This is a genomic window from Alishewanella aestuarii B11 (assembly GCF_000280055.1).
Classification (GTDB): domain Bacteria; phylum Pseudomonadota; class Gammaproteobacteria; order Enterobacterales; family Alteromonadaceae; genus Alishewanella; species Alishewanella aestuarii.
In genome coordinates, this window is the sequence record NZ_ALAB01000027.1 from 359,223 (window position 1) to 378,876 (window position 19,654).

At 55.7% G+C, this 19,654-nt stretch carries 21 protein-coding genes and 1 pseudogene; 12 read left to right on the top strand and 10 right to left on the bottom strand.

Annotation, left to right across the window (positions count from 1 at the left end; all coding sequences use genetic code 11):
* Window positions 1-1,845, bottom strand: coding sequence for an efflux RND transporter periplasmic adaptor subunit (locus AEST_RS11225; protein WP_008609131.1), 1,845 nt, complete (start codon window positions 1,843-1,845; stop codon window positions 1-3).
* Between the two features lie 71 nt (window positions 1,846-1,916).
* Complete coding sequence (locus AEST_RS11230; RefSeq protein WP_008609132.1) at window positions 1,917-2,324, bottom strand: hypothetical protein; 408 nt, start codon at window positions 2,322-2,324, stop codon at window positions 1,917-1,919.
* Between the two features lie 192 nt (window positions 2,325-2,516).
* Here AEST_RS11230 and AEST_RS11235 point away from each other — a divergent pair, with 192 nt between their 5' ends.
* The 4 genes from AEST_RS11235 (at window position 2,517) to AEST_RS11250 (ending at window position 4,541) form a co-directional block, all read left to right on the top strand.
* Window positions 2,517-2,924, top strand: coding sequence for a hypothetical protein (locus tag AEST_RS11235; protein ID WP_008609133.1), 408 nt, complete (start codon window positions 2,517-2,519; stop codon window positions 2,922-2,924).
* A gap of 103 nt (window positions 2,925-3,027) precedes the next feature.
* Window positions 3,028-3,474: a copper resistance CopC family protein gene (locus AEST_RS11240; RefSeq protein ID WP_008609134.1), complete on the top strand. Its 447-nt coding sequence runs from the start codon at window positions 3,028-3,030 to the stop codon at window positions 3,472-3,474.
* 2 nt (window positions 3,475-3,476) lie between these two features.
* Complete coding sequence (locus AEST_RS11245; RefSeq protein ID WP_008609136.1) at window positions 3,477-4,334, top strand: copper resistance D family protein; 858 nt, start codon at window positions 3,477-3,479, stop codon at window positions 4,332-4,334.
* 9 nt (window positions 4,335-4,343) lie between these two features.
* On the top strand, window positions 4,344-4,541 hold the full coding sequence (locus AEST_RS11250; protein WP_008609138.1) for a hypothetical protein: 198 nt from the start codon (window positions 4,344-4,346) through the stop codon (window positions 4,539-4,541).
* 20 nt (window positions 4,542-4,561) lie between these two features.
* On the opposite strand, the gene AEST_RS11255 is transcribed toward AEST_RS11250, so the two are convergent.
* Window positions 4,562-7,033 (bottom strand): heavy metal translocating P-type ATPase, encoded by a 2,472-nt coding sequence (locus tag AEST_RS11255; RefSeq protein ID WP_008609139.1) that lies wholly within the window; start codon window positions 7,031-7,033, stop codon window positions 4,562-4,564.
* A 187-nt stretch (window positions 7,034-7,220) separates the two neighbouring features.
* Here AEST_RS11255 and zntR point away from each other — a divergent pair, with 187 nt between their 5' ends.
* The gene (zntR, locus tag AEST_RS11260; RefSeq protein WP_008609141.1) at window positions 7,221-7,628 is read left to right on the top strand and encodes a Zn(2+)-responsive transcriptional regulator; all 408 of its coding nucleotides are present in this window, start codon (window positions 7,221-7,223) and stop codon (window positions 7,626-7,628) included.
* Here the strand turns inward: zntR and AEST_RS11265 are convergent.
* The gene (locus AEST_RS11265; protein ID WP_008609143.1) at window positions 7,591-9,186 is read right to left on the bottom strand and encodes an amidase; all 1,596 of its coding nucleotides are present in this window, start codon (window positions 9,184-9,186) and stop codon (window positions 7,591-7,593) included. The genes zntR and AEST_RS11265 overlap by 38 nt on opposite strands.
* A 205-nt stretch (window positions 9,187-9,391) precedes the next feature.
* Between AEST_RS11265 and AEST_RS11270 the strand changes: the two genes are divergently transcribed.
* The 5 genes from AEST_RS11270 (at window position 9,392) to AEST_RS11290 (ending at window position 14,696) form a co-directional block, all read left to right on the top strand.
* Window positions 9,392-11,089 carry a TIGR03545 family protein gene (locus AEST_RS11270; RefSeq protein WP_008609144.1) on the top strand — a complete coding sequence of 566 codons (1,698 nt, stop codon included), beginning with the start codon at window positions 9,392-9,394 and terminating at the stop codon, window positions 11,087-11,089.
* Between the two features lie 173 nt (window positions 11,090-11,262).
* Entirely contained in the window at window positions 11,263-11,916 is a 654-nt protein-coding gene (locus AEST_RS11275; protein WP_008609146.1) for a hypothetical protein, read from the top strand.
* Window positions 11,917-11,957: 41 nt separating this feature from the next.
* Window positions 11,958-12,953: a serine hydrolase domain-containing protein gene (locus AEST_RS11280; RefSeq protein WP_274517119.1), complete on the top strand. Its 996-nt coding sequence runs from the start codon at window positions 11,958-11,960 to the stop codon at window positions 12,951-12,953.
* Window positions 12,950-14,011, top strand: coding sequence for a sensor histidine kinase (locus AEST_RS11285; protein WP_008609157.1), 1,062 nt, complete (start codon window positions 12,950-12,952; stop codon window positions 14,009-14,011). Before AEST_RS11280 ends, AEST_RS11285 begins: the two co-directional genes overlap by 4 nt.
* A complete protein-coding gene (locus AEST_RS11290) occupies window positions 13,992-14,696 on the top strand; it encodes a LytR/AlgR family response regulator transcription factor (RefSeq protein WP_008609158.1) in 705 nt (234 codons plus the stop codon). The genes AEST_RS11285 and AEST_RS11290 overlap by 20 nt, the downstream gene beginning before the upstream one ends.
* Before the next feature lie 140 nt (window positions 14,697-14,836).
* Here the strand turns inward: AEST_RS11290 and AEST_RS11295 are convergent, their stop codons facing one another.
* On the bottom strand, window positions 14,837-15,061 hold the full coding sequence (locus AEST_RS11295) for a hypothetical protein (protein WP_008609161.1): 225 nt from the start codon (window positions 15,059-15,061) through the stop codon (window positions 14,837-14,839).
* A 176-nt stretch (window positions 15,062-15,237) separates the two neighbouring features.
* On the bottom strand, window positions 15,238-15,645 hold the full coding sequence (gene cadR, locus AEST_RS11300; protein ID WP_024126910.1) for a Cd(II)/Pb(II)-responsive transcriptional regulator: 408 nt from the start codon (window positions 15,643-15,645) through the stop codon (window positions 15,238-15,240).
* Between the two features lie 95 nt (window positions 15,646-15,740).
* On the opposite strand from cadR, the gene AEST_RS11305 reads away from it, so the two are divergent.
* Together AEST_RS11305 and lspA are read left to right on the top strand one after the other, a co-directional pair.
* Window positions 15,741-16,637 (top strand): cation efflux transmembrane domain-containing protein, encoded by an 897-nt coding sequence (locus tag AEST_RS11305; RefSeq protein WP_008609162.1) that lies wholly within the window; start codon window positions 15,741-15,743, stop codon window positions 16,635-16,637.
* Between the two features lie 3 nt (window positions 16,638-16,640).
* Window positions 16,641-17,153, top strand: coding sequence for a signal peptidase II (gene lspA / locus AEST_RS11310; RefSeq protein ID WP_008609163.1), 513 nt, complete (start codon window positions 16,641-16,643; stop codon window positions 17,151-17,153).
* 11 nt (window positions 17,154-17,164) lie between these two features.
* Here lspA and AEST_RS17060 read toward each other — a convergent pair.
* The 4 genes and pseudogenes from AEST_RS17060 to merA all read right to left on the bottom strand — a co-directional run.
* Window positions 17,165-17,269: pseudogene (locus AEST_RS17060) on the bottom strand (DUF3330 domain-containing protein); the annotation flags it as partial.
* 65 nt (window positions 17,270-17,334) lie between these two features.
* Window positions 17,335-17,571, bottom strand: coding sequence for a broad-spectrum mercury transporter MerE (gene merE / locus AEST_RS11315; RefSeq protein WP_001087807.1), 237 nt, complete (start codon window positions 17,569-17,571; stop codon window positions 17,335-17,337).
* Window positions 17,568-17,933, bottom strand: a complete 366-nt coding sequence (merD, locus tag AEST_RS11320; protein ID WP_008609170.1) for a mercury resistance co-regulator MerD — start codon at window positions 17,931-17,933, stop codon at window positions 17,568-17,570. The genes merE and merD overlap by 4 nt, the downstream gene beginning before the upstream one ends.
* Window positions 17,934-17,950: 17 nt before the next feature.
* Window positions 17,951-19,633 (bottom strand): mercury(II) reductase, encoded by a 1,683-nt coding sequence (gene merA / locus AEST_RS11325; RefSeq protein ID WP_039925428.1) that lies wholly within the window; start codon window positions 19,631-19,633, stop codon window positions 17,951-17,953.
* Between the last annotated feature and the right edge of the window lie 21 nt (window positions 19,634-19,654).

Here is a 19,654-nt window from a genome sequence, read left to right on the forward strand (position 1 = left end):
TTAGCCCTCCGCCCCAAAACGGCGTACAATATCGCCACAGCGCAACATCATGGCGCCAAAATAGGGGTTACGTAGTTCAGCCTCGCGCTGTAACCAACTGGCCCCTTCGCCATCGCGAGCCATCGGGCAATAGGCTTCATACCAGCCATCAGCCAGTACGCCCAACTCAGCAAACCGTAATAAACCCAGGTTATGCCGGTAGAACAGTGCCCTGGCTCGTGCAATTTCAGTGACGTCCATAATTTCGCCGGCACCGGCATTTAGCGCGCTAAGCACTCTAGGGAACCGCTCAGGCCAGTCAACCGCCGCCACCGCTTGCTGCAGCGACAAAGTCGCCTGCTGCCAGTCTGCCAGATCGTCAGCCACCAACGCCTCGTAAGCTTGCGCATAAGCCTGCAGCAACACGCTTTGTGCCTCCGCCGGCACCACAAAGCCATCCGGATTTGGCACTGGTGTCGCTGCGACTTGCGGCGCGCTGTGAGTATGGGACGCCGTAGCGGTTGCATGCTGTGTAGGGGTAACAGCTGGATTTAACATACTGGGCAGGCCGCGGATTTGCAGTTCGCTATCCAGCCGGAACGCGCCCTGCGTCACCACTAACTCACCCGCAGTGACGCCAGAGAGCAACTGATACTCTTCACCCAGACGCAGGCCAAGTTCGACCTGACGCGGTTCATACCGCGGCTCTGCCGGATCTGGCTGGACATAAACCAGTGACTGTTTACCGGTAAAAAGTACCGCTGATGCCGGCACCAATAAGCTGGCTTTCACCTCAGCCTGAATACTGGCCTGTGCCAGCATACCGGGTTTTAATCTACCATCCGGGTTTGCCAACAACACCCGCACCCTGGCGTTACGATTGGCGATATTCAGCTCGGGCTCAATCAGTTCAATGCGGCCACTCAGCGTTTCACCAGGTAAGGCTTTCACACTTACCTCTACCTGCTGTCCGACCTGGAGTAAGGGTAATTGGGATTCAAAGGCGGCTAACTCCAGCCATAACTTATCCAGCGCCAGTACGGTAAATAATGGCTGGCCGGTGCTGACGTAAGCGCCCTGATTAACGAATTTTTCAGTGACAATACCGCTGACCGGTGCACTGACTGTCACCGTATCCTGTAATTGCTCACGCTGCAGGATCTGCTCAATTTGCGCTGAGGGCACCCCCAATAAACGTAAGCGACGCCGTGCGCCGTCCAGGGTACTGCCCGCTGGCAAACTGCTGCGCGCCGACAACTGCTTAGCCTGCAGTAGCTCCTGCTGGATCACAATCAGCTCAGGGCTAAAAATTTCCAGCATCGGCTCACCGGCCTGCACCTGCTGCGCCGTGCGGTTAACATAAGCCTGTTCGATGCGACCGCTGGTCCAGGCGCTGATGGTTTGCACCCGGCTTTGATCGGCAACTAAGGTACCGGGTAGACTAAGGTGTTGGCTGCTGGCAGCCTGCCGTACCGGCATCACTGCGGTTTGCAACAGGGCGGCGGCTCTGGGGCTTAAGCGCAGTTCGACCTGCTCCCCGCTTACGGTGTGACTCTCTTCGGCGGCAACCGGGATCAGTGCCATACCACAGATCGGGCAGCGCTCATTCGGATCGCTAAAACGGATTTGTGGATGCATGGAGCAGGTATATTCCTGTGCCGGCTGTAATTTCGCCAGCGGATCCTGCGCCGGGCTAACGGCTGAACCCGCTGCCCCCGCATGGGCATGGCCATGGTTTTGCGCCAACAACGGCAAACTTGCTACGGATAAGCCGATCACCAGGGCAGTCATCGCCAGCGGCGTAATACCTTGCGTACTGAAGGCTCGCCATTGCCCCCGGCCATTATTTTGAGCTACCTGAAACATAAAACACCCTATACCAAAAAAACAGACTCAGTCGCAGCGTGCTGCGACTACCAGACATATCAGGTACAGGCTTAAATCAGCAGAAGGTTTTTACGTAAGTAAAGCGGTGGGCCATGCTGTGGTGGCGGTTGTGTCCAGTAGGGCTTGCTCTTGTCGCCATCAGGCAACAATGCGGATTGGTATGCTGATTGCCAGCTGACCAGGATGGCGCAACTGGCCAGTTGCAGCGGATCACTGCCTGCGGCCAGTTGTTCACAGCCGCTGCAAGGTGCTTCCGCCAGCACCAGCTGAGTATCGGTAACAGTAAGCTGCGCCAGCTTACTATGACAAAGTGACAGATGTTCGCTATGCGACGCTGTTGAGGGCGGTTCTACCGCCTGTGCCATATTCTGACAAAACAGCAAACACCAGGACAAGGCAAGGCTAACCATCATCGGGATGGCCCAGATTTTTTGCCGTTGTACAAAAGTGCTGAGCATCTGCAGTTACCAGAGTTGAGATGCGCTTAATTTACGCTTTCGTCTTGTAATTGTCAAAATTACTAAGGCAAGTAGATCAAAACACAGGCCAGATTAAGTGGCAGAATGCAGCCGATACCACAGGGCAGAATATTTGCCTGCAGAGGAAAAGTTCGCTAAAGTTTACGCAGAATTTAATGCTTAGGTGCCCTAATGCGCTGTACCGCTCTGCTGATGATTGCTGCCTTGCTGCTGAAAAGTGTGACTGGTTTTGCTATGGCTGGTTGTCATCTCGGGCACCAGCCTGCAGAGTCAGCCAGCAAGCAGGTTGATAGCCATGCCCAGGCCAGTGATAACAGCTCAGCTCAGTTAGCCAGTGCAGAACCTTTAAACAGCACAGTGGAATTACCTCGTCAAGCCGATGTATCTCAGCCTGAGGCCGCCGCCAAAGCGACGACTCCCGTCTGTAGTCTGTGCGCAAGTTGCTGTGTCACCGCTACGCTGACTTTCGAGCAGAGTTCGCCTCAAGCTACCCAGGTAACGGATCCCATCCCTAGCCTAGATTTTATTGATTTAAGCGTTTTGTTAAACCGCGCCACCCAACCTCCCAAAACCTGCTGATAGATTTGGTTTTAAACCCAGTTTAGCAAGGCTGTCTTGGTCCAAACCAGGGCATGCTGTTGTACCCCATACAAAACCAATTAAATTTTTGAAGGAAATGATGATGAAAACTTTAGCTAGCCTGATGGCAGCCCTGATCTTCTTTGCCCTGCAATGCACTGCAGCTTTAGCTCATACCCCACTAATGTTCTCTATTCCGGCAAAGGACGCCGTGCTCACAACATCCCCTAAAGTGGTGATGCTACACTTTGGTGATCCGGTGCGGATGTTATCGCTGGAGCTTAGCCTGGATTATAACGCCATTGAATTTGGCTTTCGCCGCAATACCGAAGCCACCGATCATATTGAGTTTACACTGCCGGCACTGAAGGCTGGCAGCTACCAGTTTGCCTGGGCTGCCATAGGCGCTGACGGCCACAGGGTCAGCGGTGTCATTGACTTTAGTATTGATCCAAACGCAACAGAATCCTCCCCTGGCAAGCAACCTGAAGCGGATGAGCACCAGCACCATCACGCGAGACTGCTGACATTGCAGTCACAGGGCATTTAATCATGTACTGGGAGCAAGGGGCTGCCGCAAGCCGGATCTTACTTTATCTGTGCACGGCCATCACACTGGGGCTGATGCTCTGCAACTGGCTGGCACAGCGGCACCGGCTTAGCGCACCGCTAAGCCGGCCTGGTCAGGCGCTGGTGTTTGGCCTGGGTGCTTTTAGCGTGCTAAGCAGCTTTCTGCTGCAGGTAGGAACTATGGCCATGGCGGGCATGGGAGGCATGTTTGATTGGGAACTGATGCAATTTCTGTGGCCGGACGCCGCAGGAAAAACGCTGTGTCTTCAATTGCCGGCCTTTGGCTTGCTGTTGCTTAGCCTGTTGCTTCTAAAGGTTAAATACCTGCCAATTCTGCTGCAAAGTCTGGCATTGCTATTACTGATGTTCGGTTTCTTGCAAGGCGGACACCTGCTGCGCTTTGGCCTGCCAGGGCAGTTGCTGCTGCTAACTCATCTGTTGGCTGTTGGCTTTTGGGTAGGCTCCCTGCCACTGCTGTGGCGGCTTTGCCGCCATAGTCCAACCGCAAGGCTGCATGCGTTACTGCACCAGTTTGGTCAGATCATGATCGGGGTTTTGCTGCTAATACTGCTGAGCGGCGTCAGCATGACGTGGCTGCTGTTATCCGCGCCAGAGCATCTTTGGAGCACTAGCTATGGCCAACTGCTGCTTGCTAAAATACTGCTAGTTATTGGCTTGCTGAGTTTAGGAGCCTTGAATAAACTCAGGCTGGTACCCGCACTGCAACAACATTCAGATCCAAGGCGGTTGCAAATGGCTATCGTCGCAGAAATGCTGCTCGCCACGGCTATTTTTGTCATCACCGCAGTGGTGACAGTGATCGTGGGCTGGTCCGGTTAGGAGGCTAAGATGAGTACTGAAATGCTGCTGACACATCTGGTGCTGGGCCTTTATAGCCTGGCACTGACCGCGGGGATCTATGTCCACCATCAGTTAAAAACTCAGGGCCATGCTATGCAGCATCTGGCCCTGGTGTTGCTATTACTGATTGAGGCGGCAGGTTTAGTCTGTATCTTTTACCACCTGTTAAAACCGCTATTGCGATAACGCTGGAAAAGCCATAGCCGCTACCGAAAGCGCTGCAGCCGCAAGGCATTACTCAGCACAAAGATACTGCTTAATGCCATAGCGCCTGCCGCCAGTCCCGGTGCCAGCAAGGTGCCGGTAAACGGGTACAGCACACCGGCTGCCACTGGGATCAGCAGCACATTGTAGGCAAAGGCCCAAAACAGGTTTTGCCGGATATTGCGCATCACAGCGGCACTTAACTGCAGTGCCTGCGATACGCTTCCTACATCACTGCGCTGCAACACCACATCGGCCGCTTCTATCGCCACATCGGTGCCGGTACCAATGGCGATGCCGACATCGGCGGCGGCCAGCGCCGGCGCGTCGTTAATACCATCACCAACAAAGGCCACCTTGCCATACTGCTGCTTTAGCTGCTCCACTAATTGTTGCTTACCCTCGGGTAATACCCCCGCCCGCACCTCGCTAATCCCTAGCTGTTTTGCCACTGCCTTTGCCGTTACCAGCTGATCACCGGTCACCATCACCACCGTTAAGCCGGCATGCTGCAAAGCTTGCACCGCCGCCTGACTTTCCGGTCGCAGCTGATCGGCCAGCGCTATCATCGCCAGCAACCGCTCAGTATCCGCTAAGAAAATTACCGTTTTGCCAGCCGCCGTTAACTGCTGCAGCTGCTGTTGTTGGCTGGCATTCGGTAGTTCCGCTGCCGGGAACTGTGCCGGCAGCTGCTCAGCCAGCAGCCGCAGATTCCCCAGATAATAACGTTTACCGTCAACCAAAGCTGTAACGCCCTGACCATTAATGGCCTGAAACTCCGTCGTTGCCGCAAAGGGTAACTGCTGCGCCTGAGCGGCCGCGACCAGCGCCTGCGCCAGCGGATGCTCGGCAAACTGCTCTAAGGCGGCCACGATAGCTAACACCTGCTGTGCGGTTAAATCGGCCGTCGCAACGATATCAGTCAGCGCCAGCTTACCCTGGGTCAGGGTACCGGTTTTATCAAAGGCCACCAGCCTGACTTGCTGCAATTGCTGCAAGGCCGCGCCCTGGCGAAACAGTACCCCCAACTCAGCCGCGCGGCCGGTACCGACCATAATCGACACCGGTGTGGCTAACCCCATGGCACAGGGGCAGGCAATAATCAGCACGGCCACCGCATTCACCAGGGCCTGCGTTAAGGCCTGCTCACCGCCCAGCCATAACCAGAGCAGCGCCGTTAGTAGCGCGATCAGCAGTACCACCGGCACAAATACCGCGGTAACCTTATCGACCAGCGCCTGAATGGGCAGCCGGCTACTCTGTGCCTGCTGCACCAGGCGGACAATTTGTGCCAGCACCGTCTGCTCGCCAACGGCCTTAGCTTCACAGAGCAGCGCACCAGCAGTACCATTAAGCGTACCGCCGGTGACCACAGTGCCCGCCTGCTTTGCCACCGGCTGCGGCTCGCCGGTGAGCATCGACTCATCGACCCAGGATTCACCGCTGATCACCCGTGCATCAGCAGCAATCCGCTCACCCGGACGCACTAAAAACTGCATGCCGACCTTGAGGTCCGCCAGCGGCAGATCCTGATAGCTGTCATTCACCCGCACTCTGACCTGACTGACTTTTAAGCCCAGTAACTTGCGGATAGCAGCACCGGTGCGGCCCCGGGCCCGCCCTTCCAGATAACGCCCAAGCAGGATAAGGGTAATAATCACCGCTGCCGATTCAAAATACAGATGGCGACTCACCTGGGGGATCAGCTCAGGGGCGAAGGTCACCAGCGTCGAAAAACTCCAGGCCGCAAGGGTACCCAATGCCACTAAAGAATTCATATCCGGACTGCGGCGCCACAAGTTTGGTAAACCAATGCGGAAAAAATCCCGCCCCGGCCAGGCCAGCAGCAAAGTGGTCAGCGTAAATTGCAATAAGGCGGAGTGCTCTGGCAGTAATACCCGCTGTAACAGCGCGGCAAAAGCCGGTAGCAGATGCCCACCCATCTCCAGCACAAACACCGGCAGTGTTAAGGCCAGCGCCAGCCAAAACTGACGCTTTAAGCGACGTTGAGCCGCCTGTTGCTCCTGTTCGGGATCGGCGTGCTGCTCATCCACGACCTTAGCCTGATAGCCCAGACGTTGCACCGTTGCCAGTAACTCGCTGGTCTGTGCCAACCCACTGATGCGGCTAAGTTGTAGCTGACTATTGACCAGTTGCACCTGCGCCGATAATACGCCGGGGATCTGCCGTAAGGCCTGCTCAATTTTGCTGACACAGGACGCGCAATGCATACCGCTGATACTAAACAGTAAAGCTTCGGTGCGGGTCGGATAACCAGCCTGCTCCAACGCACTCACAACCTGGGGCAGTACTGTCGCGGCCTCCAGGCTTAACTCGGCGTTGCCACTGGCCAGATTAACATTGGCTTGCTGCACGCCTGGTACAGCACTAAGTGCCGTTGTCGCGCGGCGCACACAGCCGGCACAGGTCAGTTTGGTAACAGGTATCAGCACCTTCAGGTTCGCTGCAGACATGGCAAGTACTCCATCAGATAGTTCAGCCAGTGTATTGTGCAATCTGGAGTAACTCCAGAGTCAAGCAGTATTAACACGCTTTTTTCGGACTTGACTCTGGAGCTGACTCCAGACTTATACTTAAACTGTCGGGCGGTAGTGATAGACCGCCTTCGCAGCAATAATTTTAGCAACTCAGGTATCCGGTATGAAAATTGGCGCACTGGCTCAGCAATTTGACGTCACGGTAGATACGATTCGTTTTTACGAAAAACAGGGCTTACTGGCAACAGCTCCACGCTCTGGCGCCGGCTATCGCCAGTACAGCACGAGCGATGTGCAACGCTTAAGTTTTATTCTGCGTGCTAAGGCTATTGGCTTTAGCTTACAGCAGATCCGCGAGCTGCTGGCCATTGAAGATAACAAAAGTGCCTGGGTCTGTGCTGATGTTAAAGACAAGGTCGCGTTAAAAATTCAGGAAATAGAGCAACAGCGTGCCGAGCTGCAACGGCTGCAACAGGCACTGCAGCAATTACACAATGCCTGTTGTGGTGGCACAGTCAGCGCCAACGCGTGCTCTATTCTGGCTGCGTTGGCTCAGGCTGAGCCGGTGTAGCTTGTGCATTATCCGCTGGCAGCGCCGGGATAAACCCCGGCCGCCGATATGCAGCCAGCTGCTGCTCTAGCAAGGCGGCGATGCGGATTAACTCCGGCTCTGACCAGGGTAAACCGACCAGGCTAATGCCGAGCGGCAACACCCCGCTATAGCCGCCGGGTAAGGTAATAGACGGATAACCGGCTACCGCAGCTGCCGTCGAGGTGCCAAAATTAAACTGATCACCGTTGACATGATCAATAGGCCAGGCCGGACCATAGGAGGGCAAAATAATCGCCGAGAAACCCTGCTGCAGATACTGGTTAAGTGCGGCCTCAGCCAGAGCGCGGCTTTGTGCCAGCGCTGCAATATAGTCGGCTTCAGCAGCAACCAGATCGATCGCCGCCGCCTGCTCCAGATATTCCTGACCAAAAAACGCCAGCGCCCGCTCGCCCTGCGCGCGGTTAAACGCAACAAGCTTTTGCAGCGTATTGACCTGCTCTGGCACCTGATAGTCAGTTAGCCACTGCTGCAGATCGCGGGCATATTCGTACAGCAATACGCTAAACTCGGCCTGATATAACTCCGGGGGTAACTGCCATTCCGCCGTTTCCACCACCTCAAAACCGGCCGCCGCTAATGCCCGAGCGGTATTATCCAGCATCGATACCACAGCAGGCTCGCGCTCGTCGTAAGCGCGCACCAGCAGGACCTTGCCGGCATTCGCCGGCTGCAGTGCCGCTGCTGTCAGCGAAGCCGGAATGGCTTCACGGGCGGCGGGCGTCAGCATGGCTTCCAATAACAAGGCTGCATCATAGATCCGGCGTGCCATAGGGCCGGCAATATCCTGGGTGCTGGCGATCGGAATAATACCCTCGCCGGACACAGCCCCCCGGGTGGGTTTAATACCGACGATACCATTAATGGCAGACGGGCAAATAATAGAACCATCCGTTTCAGTACCTACTGCCAACAACCCAAAATCCGCTGCAATAGCCGCCCCGGCACCGGAGCTGGAACCACAGGGCGTATGGCTGAGCAGATGCGGATTACGGGTTTGCCCACCCAGGGCGGACCAACCACTGGCCGAGTTTTCACCGCGAAAATTCGCCCATTCTGATAAATTGGTTTTTGCCAGAATCACAGCACCGGCCTCACGTAACTGCCGCACCAATTCTGCATCCTGCGAGGTTAAATGCCCTTGTAATGCAAGGGCACCCGCAGTGGTAGACAATTGATCAGCGGTAGCGATATTGGCTTTTAACAGCACCGGCAACCCATGCAGCGCCGAACGGATTTGACCAGCTGCCCGCTCTTTATCTAATTGCTGCGCCTGCGCCAGGGCGTCCGGGTTAATATCGGTAATGGCATGTAGTTGATAGCCTTGCTGATTATGCTCGGCTATCCGTGCCAGATAAAACTGCACTAACTGTTCGCTGCTGATCTCATTACTGGCTAATGCCTGCTGCGCCGACCGGGCGTCCAGCCACTGCAGATCGCGCCCTGGTTCGACATCCGGTAACGGCGCCGGCCGACAGCCCAGTAATAACAGTGTTAAACCTAATCCCAGTAAACGCATACAGCCTCATTTTCTGTTATGGCAATGGCTTTAGCTTACTGCCAGGCGCGCCCGATTGCAGGGCCTTTTACCGCAGCCCCCTGCTGCTGGTCGCAACGGAGCAATGGAACTTCTAAAGCATTGTCTGACCAAAGTGATGAAAGCTAAGGCATTATCCTCTAAACTATATTACTAAGCCCGCCTGCAAACCAATAAGGATCGGTTAATGAAAAAATTACTCTGGTTAATTCCGGTGAGTCTGCTCACCTTGCTGCTGGTGGCCTATTTGCTGGCCAACAGTATTATTAAAAGCATCTTAATCAGTGAGCTGGAGCAGATCACCGGCGCCGAAGTGAATGTCGACAGTGTATCGCTGCGCCTGTTACCGGTATCGTTGCAGCTTGATGGCGTACAGCTTACCGATCCGGCAAAGCCAGATTTTAATAGCATCAGCTTTGCCAAAGCCTATGCCCGAGTCGACCCCTGGCCGGCCTTAAAAGGTTACTATATCGTTGAAGAGCTGGAAGTACTGGAGCTGGCATACGGCAGTCAAAGAGCCCGGCCCGGCAAGGTATACCGGGTACCGCCGGCCAATGATAATGCGCTGGATTTAGCCTCTTTACTGCAAGTCGAGATCCCGACCGCTGATGCCATTCTGGCCAGAGCCAATCTACAGACGCTGCAGCAGGGCGAACAGTTACAACAGCTGGCCGCGCAGCAGCGCCAAAAAATGACCACCTTGCGCCAGCAACTGCCAACACCGGACCAGCTGGCTGAGTTTCAAAGCAGCATTAAGGCGCTAACCGACAGCCGTATCAGCGACGCGGCAGATCTGGCCGCCAAAACCCAGCAATTAACCAGCCTGCAGCAACAATTACGCACTGAACGCGACAAGCTGCGCGAGTTGCAACAAAGTCTGACCGAAAGCCGCGATACCCTGAGTGCAGCCGTTAAAGCAGTACGCACTGCTGCCGAGCAGGACTGGCAACAGCTGCAGCAACTGGCGAATATTCAGCAAGGCGGCCTGGCCCCGATTTTCCAGATCCTGCTGGGCGATGTCTGGGCGCGTGAAATCCAGAAACTGGAAGCACTCTATCAATTGGCCAAACCCTATTTGCAGCAGGACGGCGAACCGGCCCCGGCAAAACCGCTGGATCCGAATCAGCCCTTTCCGGATTTCTGGGTTAAAGAAGCGCGCATTCAGGTGTTACTGGCTGGCACCGAGAGCCTGCTAACCATGCAGGACATTACTACCCAACATCAACTAATCAATAACGTGGCAACCCGCTTTAAACTGAATGTCGCGGGCCTGCCCAGACTGGATAAGCTGCAACTTAATGGCGATTTTGCCATTCTGGAGCAGATGATCACTAACCTAAGCTGGCAGCTCGAAGGCATGGCCCTGGAAAATCTGACATTGGGCCGCGAGCAAAATGCGCTGACACTGCTGGCGGGCTTATTTAGTGCCAATGGCTCACTGAAACTGACCGATGATCAGCTAAAACAGCAGGCCAAAGTGCTGTTAAAAAATGCCCGCTTTGACCAAACCGGTAACCGCTATCTGGACCAGCTCGTCACTTTACTGAACCGCCAGGGACAGATCCCGCTGGATGTGCTGGCAGAAGGCTTGATCTCCAATCCGCAAGTGACAATCCGCTCCTCACTGGATCGGATGTTGGGCGATGCGCTGCTGGGCGAAGCCAAACAAAAAATCGCGCAGCTACAAACCCAGCTGCGTACCGAATTGGATAACCGCCTGGCGCAGCAACTGGGGCCACAACAAGAGTGGCTAAACCTGTTACAGCAACAAGAAACCGATAGCAAGGCCATGGAAGCCAAACTGGAAGAACTGCTAAATGCCAAAATAGGTAATCTGCAGGATCAGTTGCGTAACCGGCTGCTTGATCGGCTGGGCGGCGGTTAACGACACTCAGCTAGGATGCCGGTATCACCGGATACCGGCAGGCCCAGATCTCTAATCGCCTTCATCCCGGATTTCCGCCGGTTATCCTGCCGTCAAACCCTTTATCATAAAATCACCCAAGCGTACAAAATGCGGCATTATCCTGTAAGCTGGAATAACACGGAGGACATGCGATGAAAAAAATTTTACTAAGCAGCAGCTTGTTACTGGCCAGCTTTGGTAGCCTGGCTGATGATTACAGCGGTCACTGGCGCGGTGTACTTGAGCTGGCTCCCGGCGTTGGTATCGTGCTGGGGGTGACACTGACAGCAGAAGATAGCGGCTACCAACTTTCACTGTTAAGCCCAAATCAAAGCCTGGAAGCTATTCCGCCCAGCAGCATGACGCTGGAGGGCACGCACCTGAAATTTGCCGCTGATTCATTACGTGCCAGCTTTGATGGCCGCTTTGCCGGCGAAACCCTGGAGGGGGTCTTTACCCAGGGCCGAGCAATGCCCATTACGCTCACCCGGCTTAGTAAAACTGATCTGCAGCGTTTGGAACATGAGCAGCAGTGGGCGGGCGATCTGGCACTGAGTAATAACGCCAGCTTACCCTTGGTGTTGAATGTCGCCGTGATTGCCGGCGGTTATCATGTGACCCTGGATAGCCCGAAACAACAGAGTTATGGGATTCCTGTCGACCAGTTTAGCGTCAGCGATAGCCAGCTTAATTTCAGCGCTAAAATGATCAGCGCCAGCTATCAGGGGCAATGGCAACAAGACCAGTGGCAGGGTACCTTTGTTCAGGGCCGGGCCATGCCGCTTAATTTAAAAAAAAAGCCCTGACACCCACTGAGCCACTGACGTTACAACAGTTACCCGGCTGGCTGAAACAGGAGTTTGGCCAGCACGGCGTTGCTATCGCGCTGGTGGACAGGCAGCGGGTGCAGTATCAACTGCATGGCCTGGCCGACACCCAACCGCAAGCCGCTAGTCAAGCGGTGGACCGGCAGACCTTATTTGAAATTGGCTCGATAACCAAACCCCTGACCGCGCTGGCAGTGTTAAGCCTGGTGCAACAAGGGCGTTGGCACCTCGACCGGTCGCTGGCACAGCAGTTTGCCCGCCCGGAACTGGCTAAACATCAGTATAGTCTTGCCGACTTACTGACTCATCACAGTGGTTTGCCAAGACTGCCGGCTAATTTACCACTGGAGGATTTACGTAACCCCTATGCCAGTTACCACGATAATCAGCTGCGTGCCGCGCTAACCACAACCGACTTTACTGAGCGCCAGTTTGGCTACTCCAACTATGGCTATGGTCTGCTGGGTTGGCTGTTGGCGACTGAGTTAAAGCAGCCCTATGCTGAGCTGATGCGGCAGCGTGTATTCCAGCCACTGGCGATGCCAACGGCCAACGTACAACTTTCACTGCCAGAGCACACCGGCACAACCGCAACGTGGCCTAAACTTGCCCGTGGTTATGCCATTAATGGTGAACAGGTCGCTAACTGGCAGTTTGATAGCCTGGCCGGTGCCGGCGCGGTCATCGCCAGTATTGAAGATATGGCGGGCATGCTTAAGCACATCTTCGCCACGGCCAACACCGACCCGCTACTGCAGTTATGGCTGACACCACTGCCACTGAGCGATCAACCGGCGATGACACCAGGCTGGATGCTGACCGCTAAGGGCTGGCATTGGCATGCCGGTCAAACCGCTGGCTTTAGCAGCCTGGTGGTATTCGAACCGACACAGCAAAAGGGGCTGGTGATCCTGACTAATATTGCGCTTCCCGTTACCGAACAGGGCATGGCATTATTTGCCGACTGGCTGGCCAAGCCCGCTACAACCCTATTACCACAGGATAAACAACCATGACGTTAAGCCGGTCAGCAAGTTATACGCTACTGCAATACAGTGGCTGGGGGCTACTGTATGTCCTGATGAGTTTACTTATCTACAACAGACAGATATCTGTCGCTACCGAGCTGCTCTACTGTGCAGTACTGGTCGGCAGTACCGCCCTGGGTTCGCATCTGCTGCGTAACCTATACCGGCGCAAGCTGCAGCAGGCTGGTGTACTGGGGCAGGCCACAAGCTTACTAGTTGGCAGTATTTTGATTGCAGCCGTGGCAACAACACTACTTGTGATGGTATTCTTCTTAATGAGCTACACAGAATATAGCTTTCCCATCCCTGAGGCACAGCGCTGGTTTGTGGTTAAACACATTTTCTTCAGCGGTAACTTTTTGAATATGCTCTGGGCTATGCTGCTCTGGTCTGCGCTCTATTTCGCAATAACCAAGGTACGACAGCTGCGACAAACCACCGCCTTACTGCAAGCTACCCAACTCGACGCCTTACTCAATCAGCTACAACCGCATTTTCTGTTTAATGCGCTAAATAATATCCGTGCGCTGATCCTGGAAGATCCGGAAAAAGCCCGCGAGATGTTAAGCGTGCTGGCCGATATGCTGCGTTACAACCTGGACCCACGAGCTGGTGTTAAAGTGCCTCTGGCGCAGGAGCTGGAAGTGGTGCAGCATTATCTGGCGCTGTGCTCGATTCAGTTTGAACAACGTTTGCGCTATCAACAGCAGATCCCGGAGGCCTGTCTGGCCTTGGCCGTACCCAGGTTATTGCTGCAACTCTGTGTAGAGAATGCGATTAAACATGGCATTAGCCAGCTACCGGCCGGGGGGTGCATTGCGATCAGCGCCCGGATTACCGATAATCAGTTGTGTTTAACGGTTAGCAATGACGGCCAACTCCAACCAGGTACCACCGGCACAGGCGTAGGACTGGCTAATATCCGGCAGCGGCTTGGTCTGCTATATCAGGGCCGTGCCAGTTTGCAACTGACACAGCAACAGCATCAGGTGCTGACTGAGATCTGTCTGCCCATGGAGTCGCTCGATGAAAGTACTGCTGGTTGACGATAGCCGCTTAGCCCGGCTGGAGCTGAAAAATCAGTTAAAACACTGCCCACAGATTGAGCTTGTTGGCGAAGCGGCCGATGTTAGCCAGGCATTACAACAGATCGCAGACACTAGCCCGGATTTATTGCTACTGGATATTGATATGCCGGGGGCCGATGGCTTTCAGCTGCTAGAGCAACTGGCGGAGCAGAGTAAGCTGCCGCATGTGATCTTTGTCACCGCCTTTGACCAATACGCACTCAAATCCTTTGATTACCACGCTACTGACTATCTGCTAAAACCTGTTACCCTACCCCGCTTACAGGCCGCGCTGGCAAAGGTGCCGGCACCCAGCCAACGCCCGCAGATGACATTACAAAGCCAGGTGTTTTTAAAAGACGGTGACCGCTGCTATTTTGTCACGCTAGCCGATATTTACGCCTTTGAGGCGCAAGGCAACTACACCCGGGTGCACTTTGCCGCCGGTAAACCGATGATTTACCGCAACCTGAGCGCGCTGGAGCAAAAATTGCCCGCCGAGACCTTCTTTCGCGCTAACCGCAGCTGGATTATTAACACCCAATATATCCGGCAGATCGAACCGACTATCAGTGGTGGTTTTGACGTGAGTCTTAGTGCCGAACTGAGGGTAGAAATTTCCCGCCGTCAGGCCAGCACTTTTAAACAGGGTTGGAGTTTGTGATATCTAAAAAAACCGGCTCCAGGCCAAAATAACTGAAAAGCCGGTGTCGCGGTCGGTCAGCGGACTATCGTCGAGACTGCTGCCAGACCAGTGATGTTCGATCCCCGGTTTTGGGTTTAAGTGAAATTACAGTTGTTACGCTATACTCGGGAAAATACACTTTTCCGGTGCAGTCGCCCGCCACAATATGGGCAAGCCAGGGCAGTTGTCAGGATAGTTCTGCCACACAGAGTACAGTTACATTTTTCACGGGTATCAACCTTACCATCGGCTTTGCCATCCATCAGATCGACTTTATCAACGTACTTGCGAAGCTCTGACTCGGTCAGTCCGGTATGTTCCTTTAACAGTGTCCACATTGCCATGGTGACCAACTTCAGCTGCTCATGACGCTGTTCCAATTCCCTTAAGCGGGCGGCTGAGGAATAAATTTTGTTGTCCTGGTATTTATTCTGGGTAAGCGGATTAAATGGTTGATCTTACCTTTGCATGAGAGTGAGACAGACCGGCATCTCATCGGATTATCTGGTTGATGCTTCACCTACTGCTGGTGCATGTTTCCTTCGCTAATTCCAGCAAGAACCCCACACGCCTCAACTTCCCGGTCATCGTTGCAACTCGCTCTCAGTGAAACGAGTTGTTTCTCAAGCGCTTGCAGAGCGGTTATCTGCGACCGCACATGAGAGATGTGATCATCGAGCAAGGCGTTGACAGCGGTACAGGACTGATGAGGGTCGTCCTGATAGCGCTTTAGTTCGTGAATTTCTGCCAGTGACAGATCCAGGATGCGGCAGCGACGAATAAAGGCCAGCCGCTCAACGTGTTTCTCGGTATAGACACGGTAACCGTTCTCCTGCCGACCAGGCGGCGGCAACAAGCCCTGCCGTTCGTAGAAGCGGATCGTCTGTGTATCTACCCCTACTGACTGTGCCAACTGACCAATACGCATCGGGTTCCTCCGCAACGGATTATCTACGCTATTGACCTTATAGCGACTATATAGTTTTAAATGAAAACCCGATCACATTCAAGTGGAGTCATATCATGAGTAAAAACTGCGGAGGCCCCTGTGGCGACCATGCAAGGCCTGCGGCGGATACCGATATGCAGGCCTCCTCCGATGCGTCGGGGGAATGGGTCAGTGTTTATGCCGTGCCGAAGATGGACTGTCCATCAGAAGAGCGCATGATTCGCCTGGCCCTGAACGGCGTTGAGGGGATTCGGGCACTGTCCTTCGACTTGTCGAACCGCCGGTTGAAGGTCGTGCATGACGGTGAGGTCGAGCCCGTCACCGCGAAGCTGAAGACCTTGGAGCTAGGCGCCTCGCTTCAGGAAAGTGTCGCTGCCGATCCGGAGACCATCAAGGCGGCCGAGTTCTCGGCAGCCTCTGCCACGCAAGAATCCGGGACTCTGCGCTGGTTGCTCGGCATCAATGCGCTCCTTTTCGTAGTGGAAATGACAGCCGGCCTGATCGCCCAGTCCACCGGCCTGATTGGAGAGTCCCTGGACAATTTCGCCGATGCGGCCGTGTACGGGCTCGCACTTTATGCGGTTGGACATAGCGTGAGAATGCAGCTACGTGCCGCGCATGTTGCTGGTGTACTGCAACTGATCTTGGCTGTGGGCGTACTCATAGAGGTGGTGAGACGCTTTGTATTCGGTAGTGAGCCTGAATCGCTGGTGATGATGGCTATCGCATTCGTCGCATTGATTGCCAATACCAGTTGTCTGCTGCTCATATCCAAACATCGGGAGGGCGGGGCGCACATGAAGGCAAGCTGGATATTCTCGGCCAACGACGTGGTGATCAACCTGGGGGTCATCACCGCCGGCGCTCTGGTCGCGTGGACCGGGTCCAATTATCCGGATCTGATTATCGGCACCATCGCGGGGGTAATTGTACTTAACGGTGCTAGACGCATTCTGGCGCTCAAGGATTAAGCAATGTCCATTTTTGGCAAACATCTGTCACCGTACGCTCTGTTGTCCATCTCCGGCCTGCTGGCAGCGTCTGATCAGGCCGTAAAATGGCTGGTGCAACAATCAATGGCATATGGCGAGTCTATTTCAGTGACCTCATTCTTTAACTGGGTACACGTATGGAATACCGGTGCCGCATTCAGTCTTTTTGCGAATGGTGGAGGCTGGCAGCGCTACTTTTTTATCGGAATCGCGGTAGTGGTCTCGATTTTTCTGATCAAGCTGATCCTTGAAAATCGTCATAAAGGAGAAGCCATCGCTTACAGTCTTATCCTCGGTGGCGCCATGGGCAACCTGATTGACCGGGTCTTTCGCGGCTATGTTGTGGATTCCTTTGATTTCTATTGGCGAGACTGGCATTGGCCGGCCTTCAACCTGGCTGATATTGCAATTGTCCTCGGTGCCTTACTTTTCGTTTCCAGCAGCTTGTTGGGTAAAAAAGCAAACACCAATGCCGAGCCGGATGGATCTGACTGACACCTACGCCTATACAATTCCGCGCCTTCCGGGGTGAAGGCGGCATCGAGCGGAATTTCTTTGCAGCATACGCAGCAGGTGGTGCAACTGGCAGTGTTCGGGGCGTTTGCGTTCATGGTGGTACTCCTCCAGATTGGTAGCGAAGCTCAAAGCTGCCCACTCTCGGCTGGCTGGGAAGCGGTCATGATCTTCCCTTGAAGGCCCGCAGCAGCCGCGTCACAGACAGGACAAACAAGCCGGTCAGCGTGAGGGCTGCAATACCCCAGTGCTCCCCGATGAACGCGCCGGCCGTCGTGCCGGCTAGCACAATGGCGAGAATCGGCAAATGGCAGGGACAGGTGAGCACGGCCAGCGCGCCCCACAAGTAGCCGGTGATCGGTTTGTGCGTCTCAGACGGCAAGTGCTCTGGGCTGTTCATGGCAGACTCTCCGCGTGCTGTGCCGGTTCGGTTGGCATGGCGGCCAGTTGCATTTCGAGGCTGGCCAGAGCCTCGCGCCGACGCTCGACGAGTTGCCGCAACACGGCAAGCTGCGCAGACGCACCGTCACCGTCCGCATCATCCAGCGCCCGGCACAGCCGCGCCAGTGCGTCCAGGCCGATACCCGCTTCGAAGGCAGCCCGTACAAAGCGCAGCCGTTGCAACGCGGTGTCATCGAACAAGCCGTAGCCGCCCGTGGTGCACGCGACCGGACGTAGCAATCCGCGCAGCAGGTAGTCGCGCACGATATGCACGCTCACCCCGGCATCAAGGGCCAGCCGGGACACTGTGTAGGCGCTCATTGAACACCTCCTTTTCCTCATCCGGCGCAGCACGAAAGCTGCTTCACGTCCTTGCTGAAGGTCTGCGCCGCGAGCTTCAGCCCTTCGACCATGGTCAGGTAGGGGAACAATTGGTCGGCCAGTTCCTGCACGGTCATACGGTTGCGAATGGCGAGCACCGCCGTCTGGATCAGTTCACCCGCTTCCGGGGCCACCGCTTGCACGCCGATGAGCCGTCCGCTACCTTCCTCGATGACCAGCTTGATGAAGCCGCGTGTGTCGAAGTTGGCAAGCGCACGCGGCACGTTGTCCAAGGTCAAGGTGCGACTGTCGGTCTCGATCCCGTCGTGATGTGCTTCCGCCTCGCTGTAGCCCACGGTGGCGACCTGCGGGTCGGTGAACACCACGGCCGGCATTGCGGTCAGGTCCAGGGCCGCATCGCCGCCAGTCATGTTGATCGCAGCACGGGTGCCGGCCGCTGCCGCCACATAGACGAACTGAGGCTGGTCGGTGCAGTCGCCAGCCGCATAAATGTGTGGCGTACTGGTGCGCATGCCCTTGTCGATGACGATGGCCCCCTGCGCATTGGCAGCGACTCCCGCCGCTTCCAATGCCAGGCTGCGCGTGTTCGGTGCCCTGCCAGTGGCGACCAGCAGCTGGTCGGCGCGTATTTCACCGTACCCGGTGGTCAGCACGAATTCGCCGTCAACATGCGCGACCTGGCTGGCTTGCGTGTGTTCCAATACCTTGATCCCTTCGGCACGGAACGCGGCTGTAACGGCCTCGCCGATGGCCGGGTCTTCGCGGAAGAACAGCGTGCTGCGTGCCAGGATCGTCACTTTGCTGCCCAGCCGGGCAAAGGCTTGCGCCAGTTCCAGCGCCACCACAGACGAGCCGATCACGGCCAGGCGCTCGGGAATGGTGTCGCTGACCAGGGCCTCGGTGGAAGTCCAGTAGGGTGACTCTTTCAGGCCCGGAATCGGCGGCAAGGCCGGGCTGGCACCCGTGGCGACCAGGCAGCGGTCGAACGCCACCACACGCTCGCCGCCATCGTTTAAACGGACGGCAAGGCTCTGGTCGTCCTTGAAACGCGCTTCACCATGCAGCACGGTGATGGCCGGGTTGCTGTCCAGGATGCCTTCGTACTTGGCGTGGCGCAGCTCATCGACGCGCGCCTGCTGCTGGGCCAGTAGTTTGCTGCGATCAATCGCAGGCACAGTCGCCGCGATGCCACTGTCGAATGGGCTTTCACGGCGCAAATGGGCGATATGGGCAGCGCGGATCATGATCTTGGACGGCACGCAGCCGACATTGACGCAAGTACCGCCGATGGTGCCGCGCTCGATCAGCGTGACGTTCGCACCTTGCTCGACGGCCTTCAGCGCCGCCGCCATCGCGGCTCCGCCGCTGCCAATAACGGCGACGTGCAGTCCGTCCCCATCACCACCAGCCTTGTCGCCACCGCCCAGCCATCCCAGCGCCTTGCCAAGCAGTCTGCCCCGCGCTGAAGTGGATGGGGCATCGGCGGGTGTGGCCTTGTAGCCGAGGCCGGCCACAGCGGCGGTCAGCGCCTCTGGCGAGGTGCCGGGATCGGTGGCGAGTTGCGCGGAGCCTTTCGGGTAGGACACGAGCGCCGACAGCACGCCCGGCACTTTCTCCAGGGCGTCCTTGACATGTGTCGCGCACGAGTCGCAGGTCATTCCGGTGATATTCAAATACATTGCATCGTTCCTTTTCGTTTC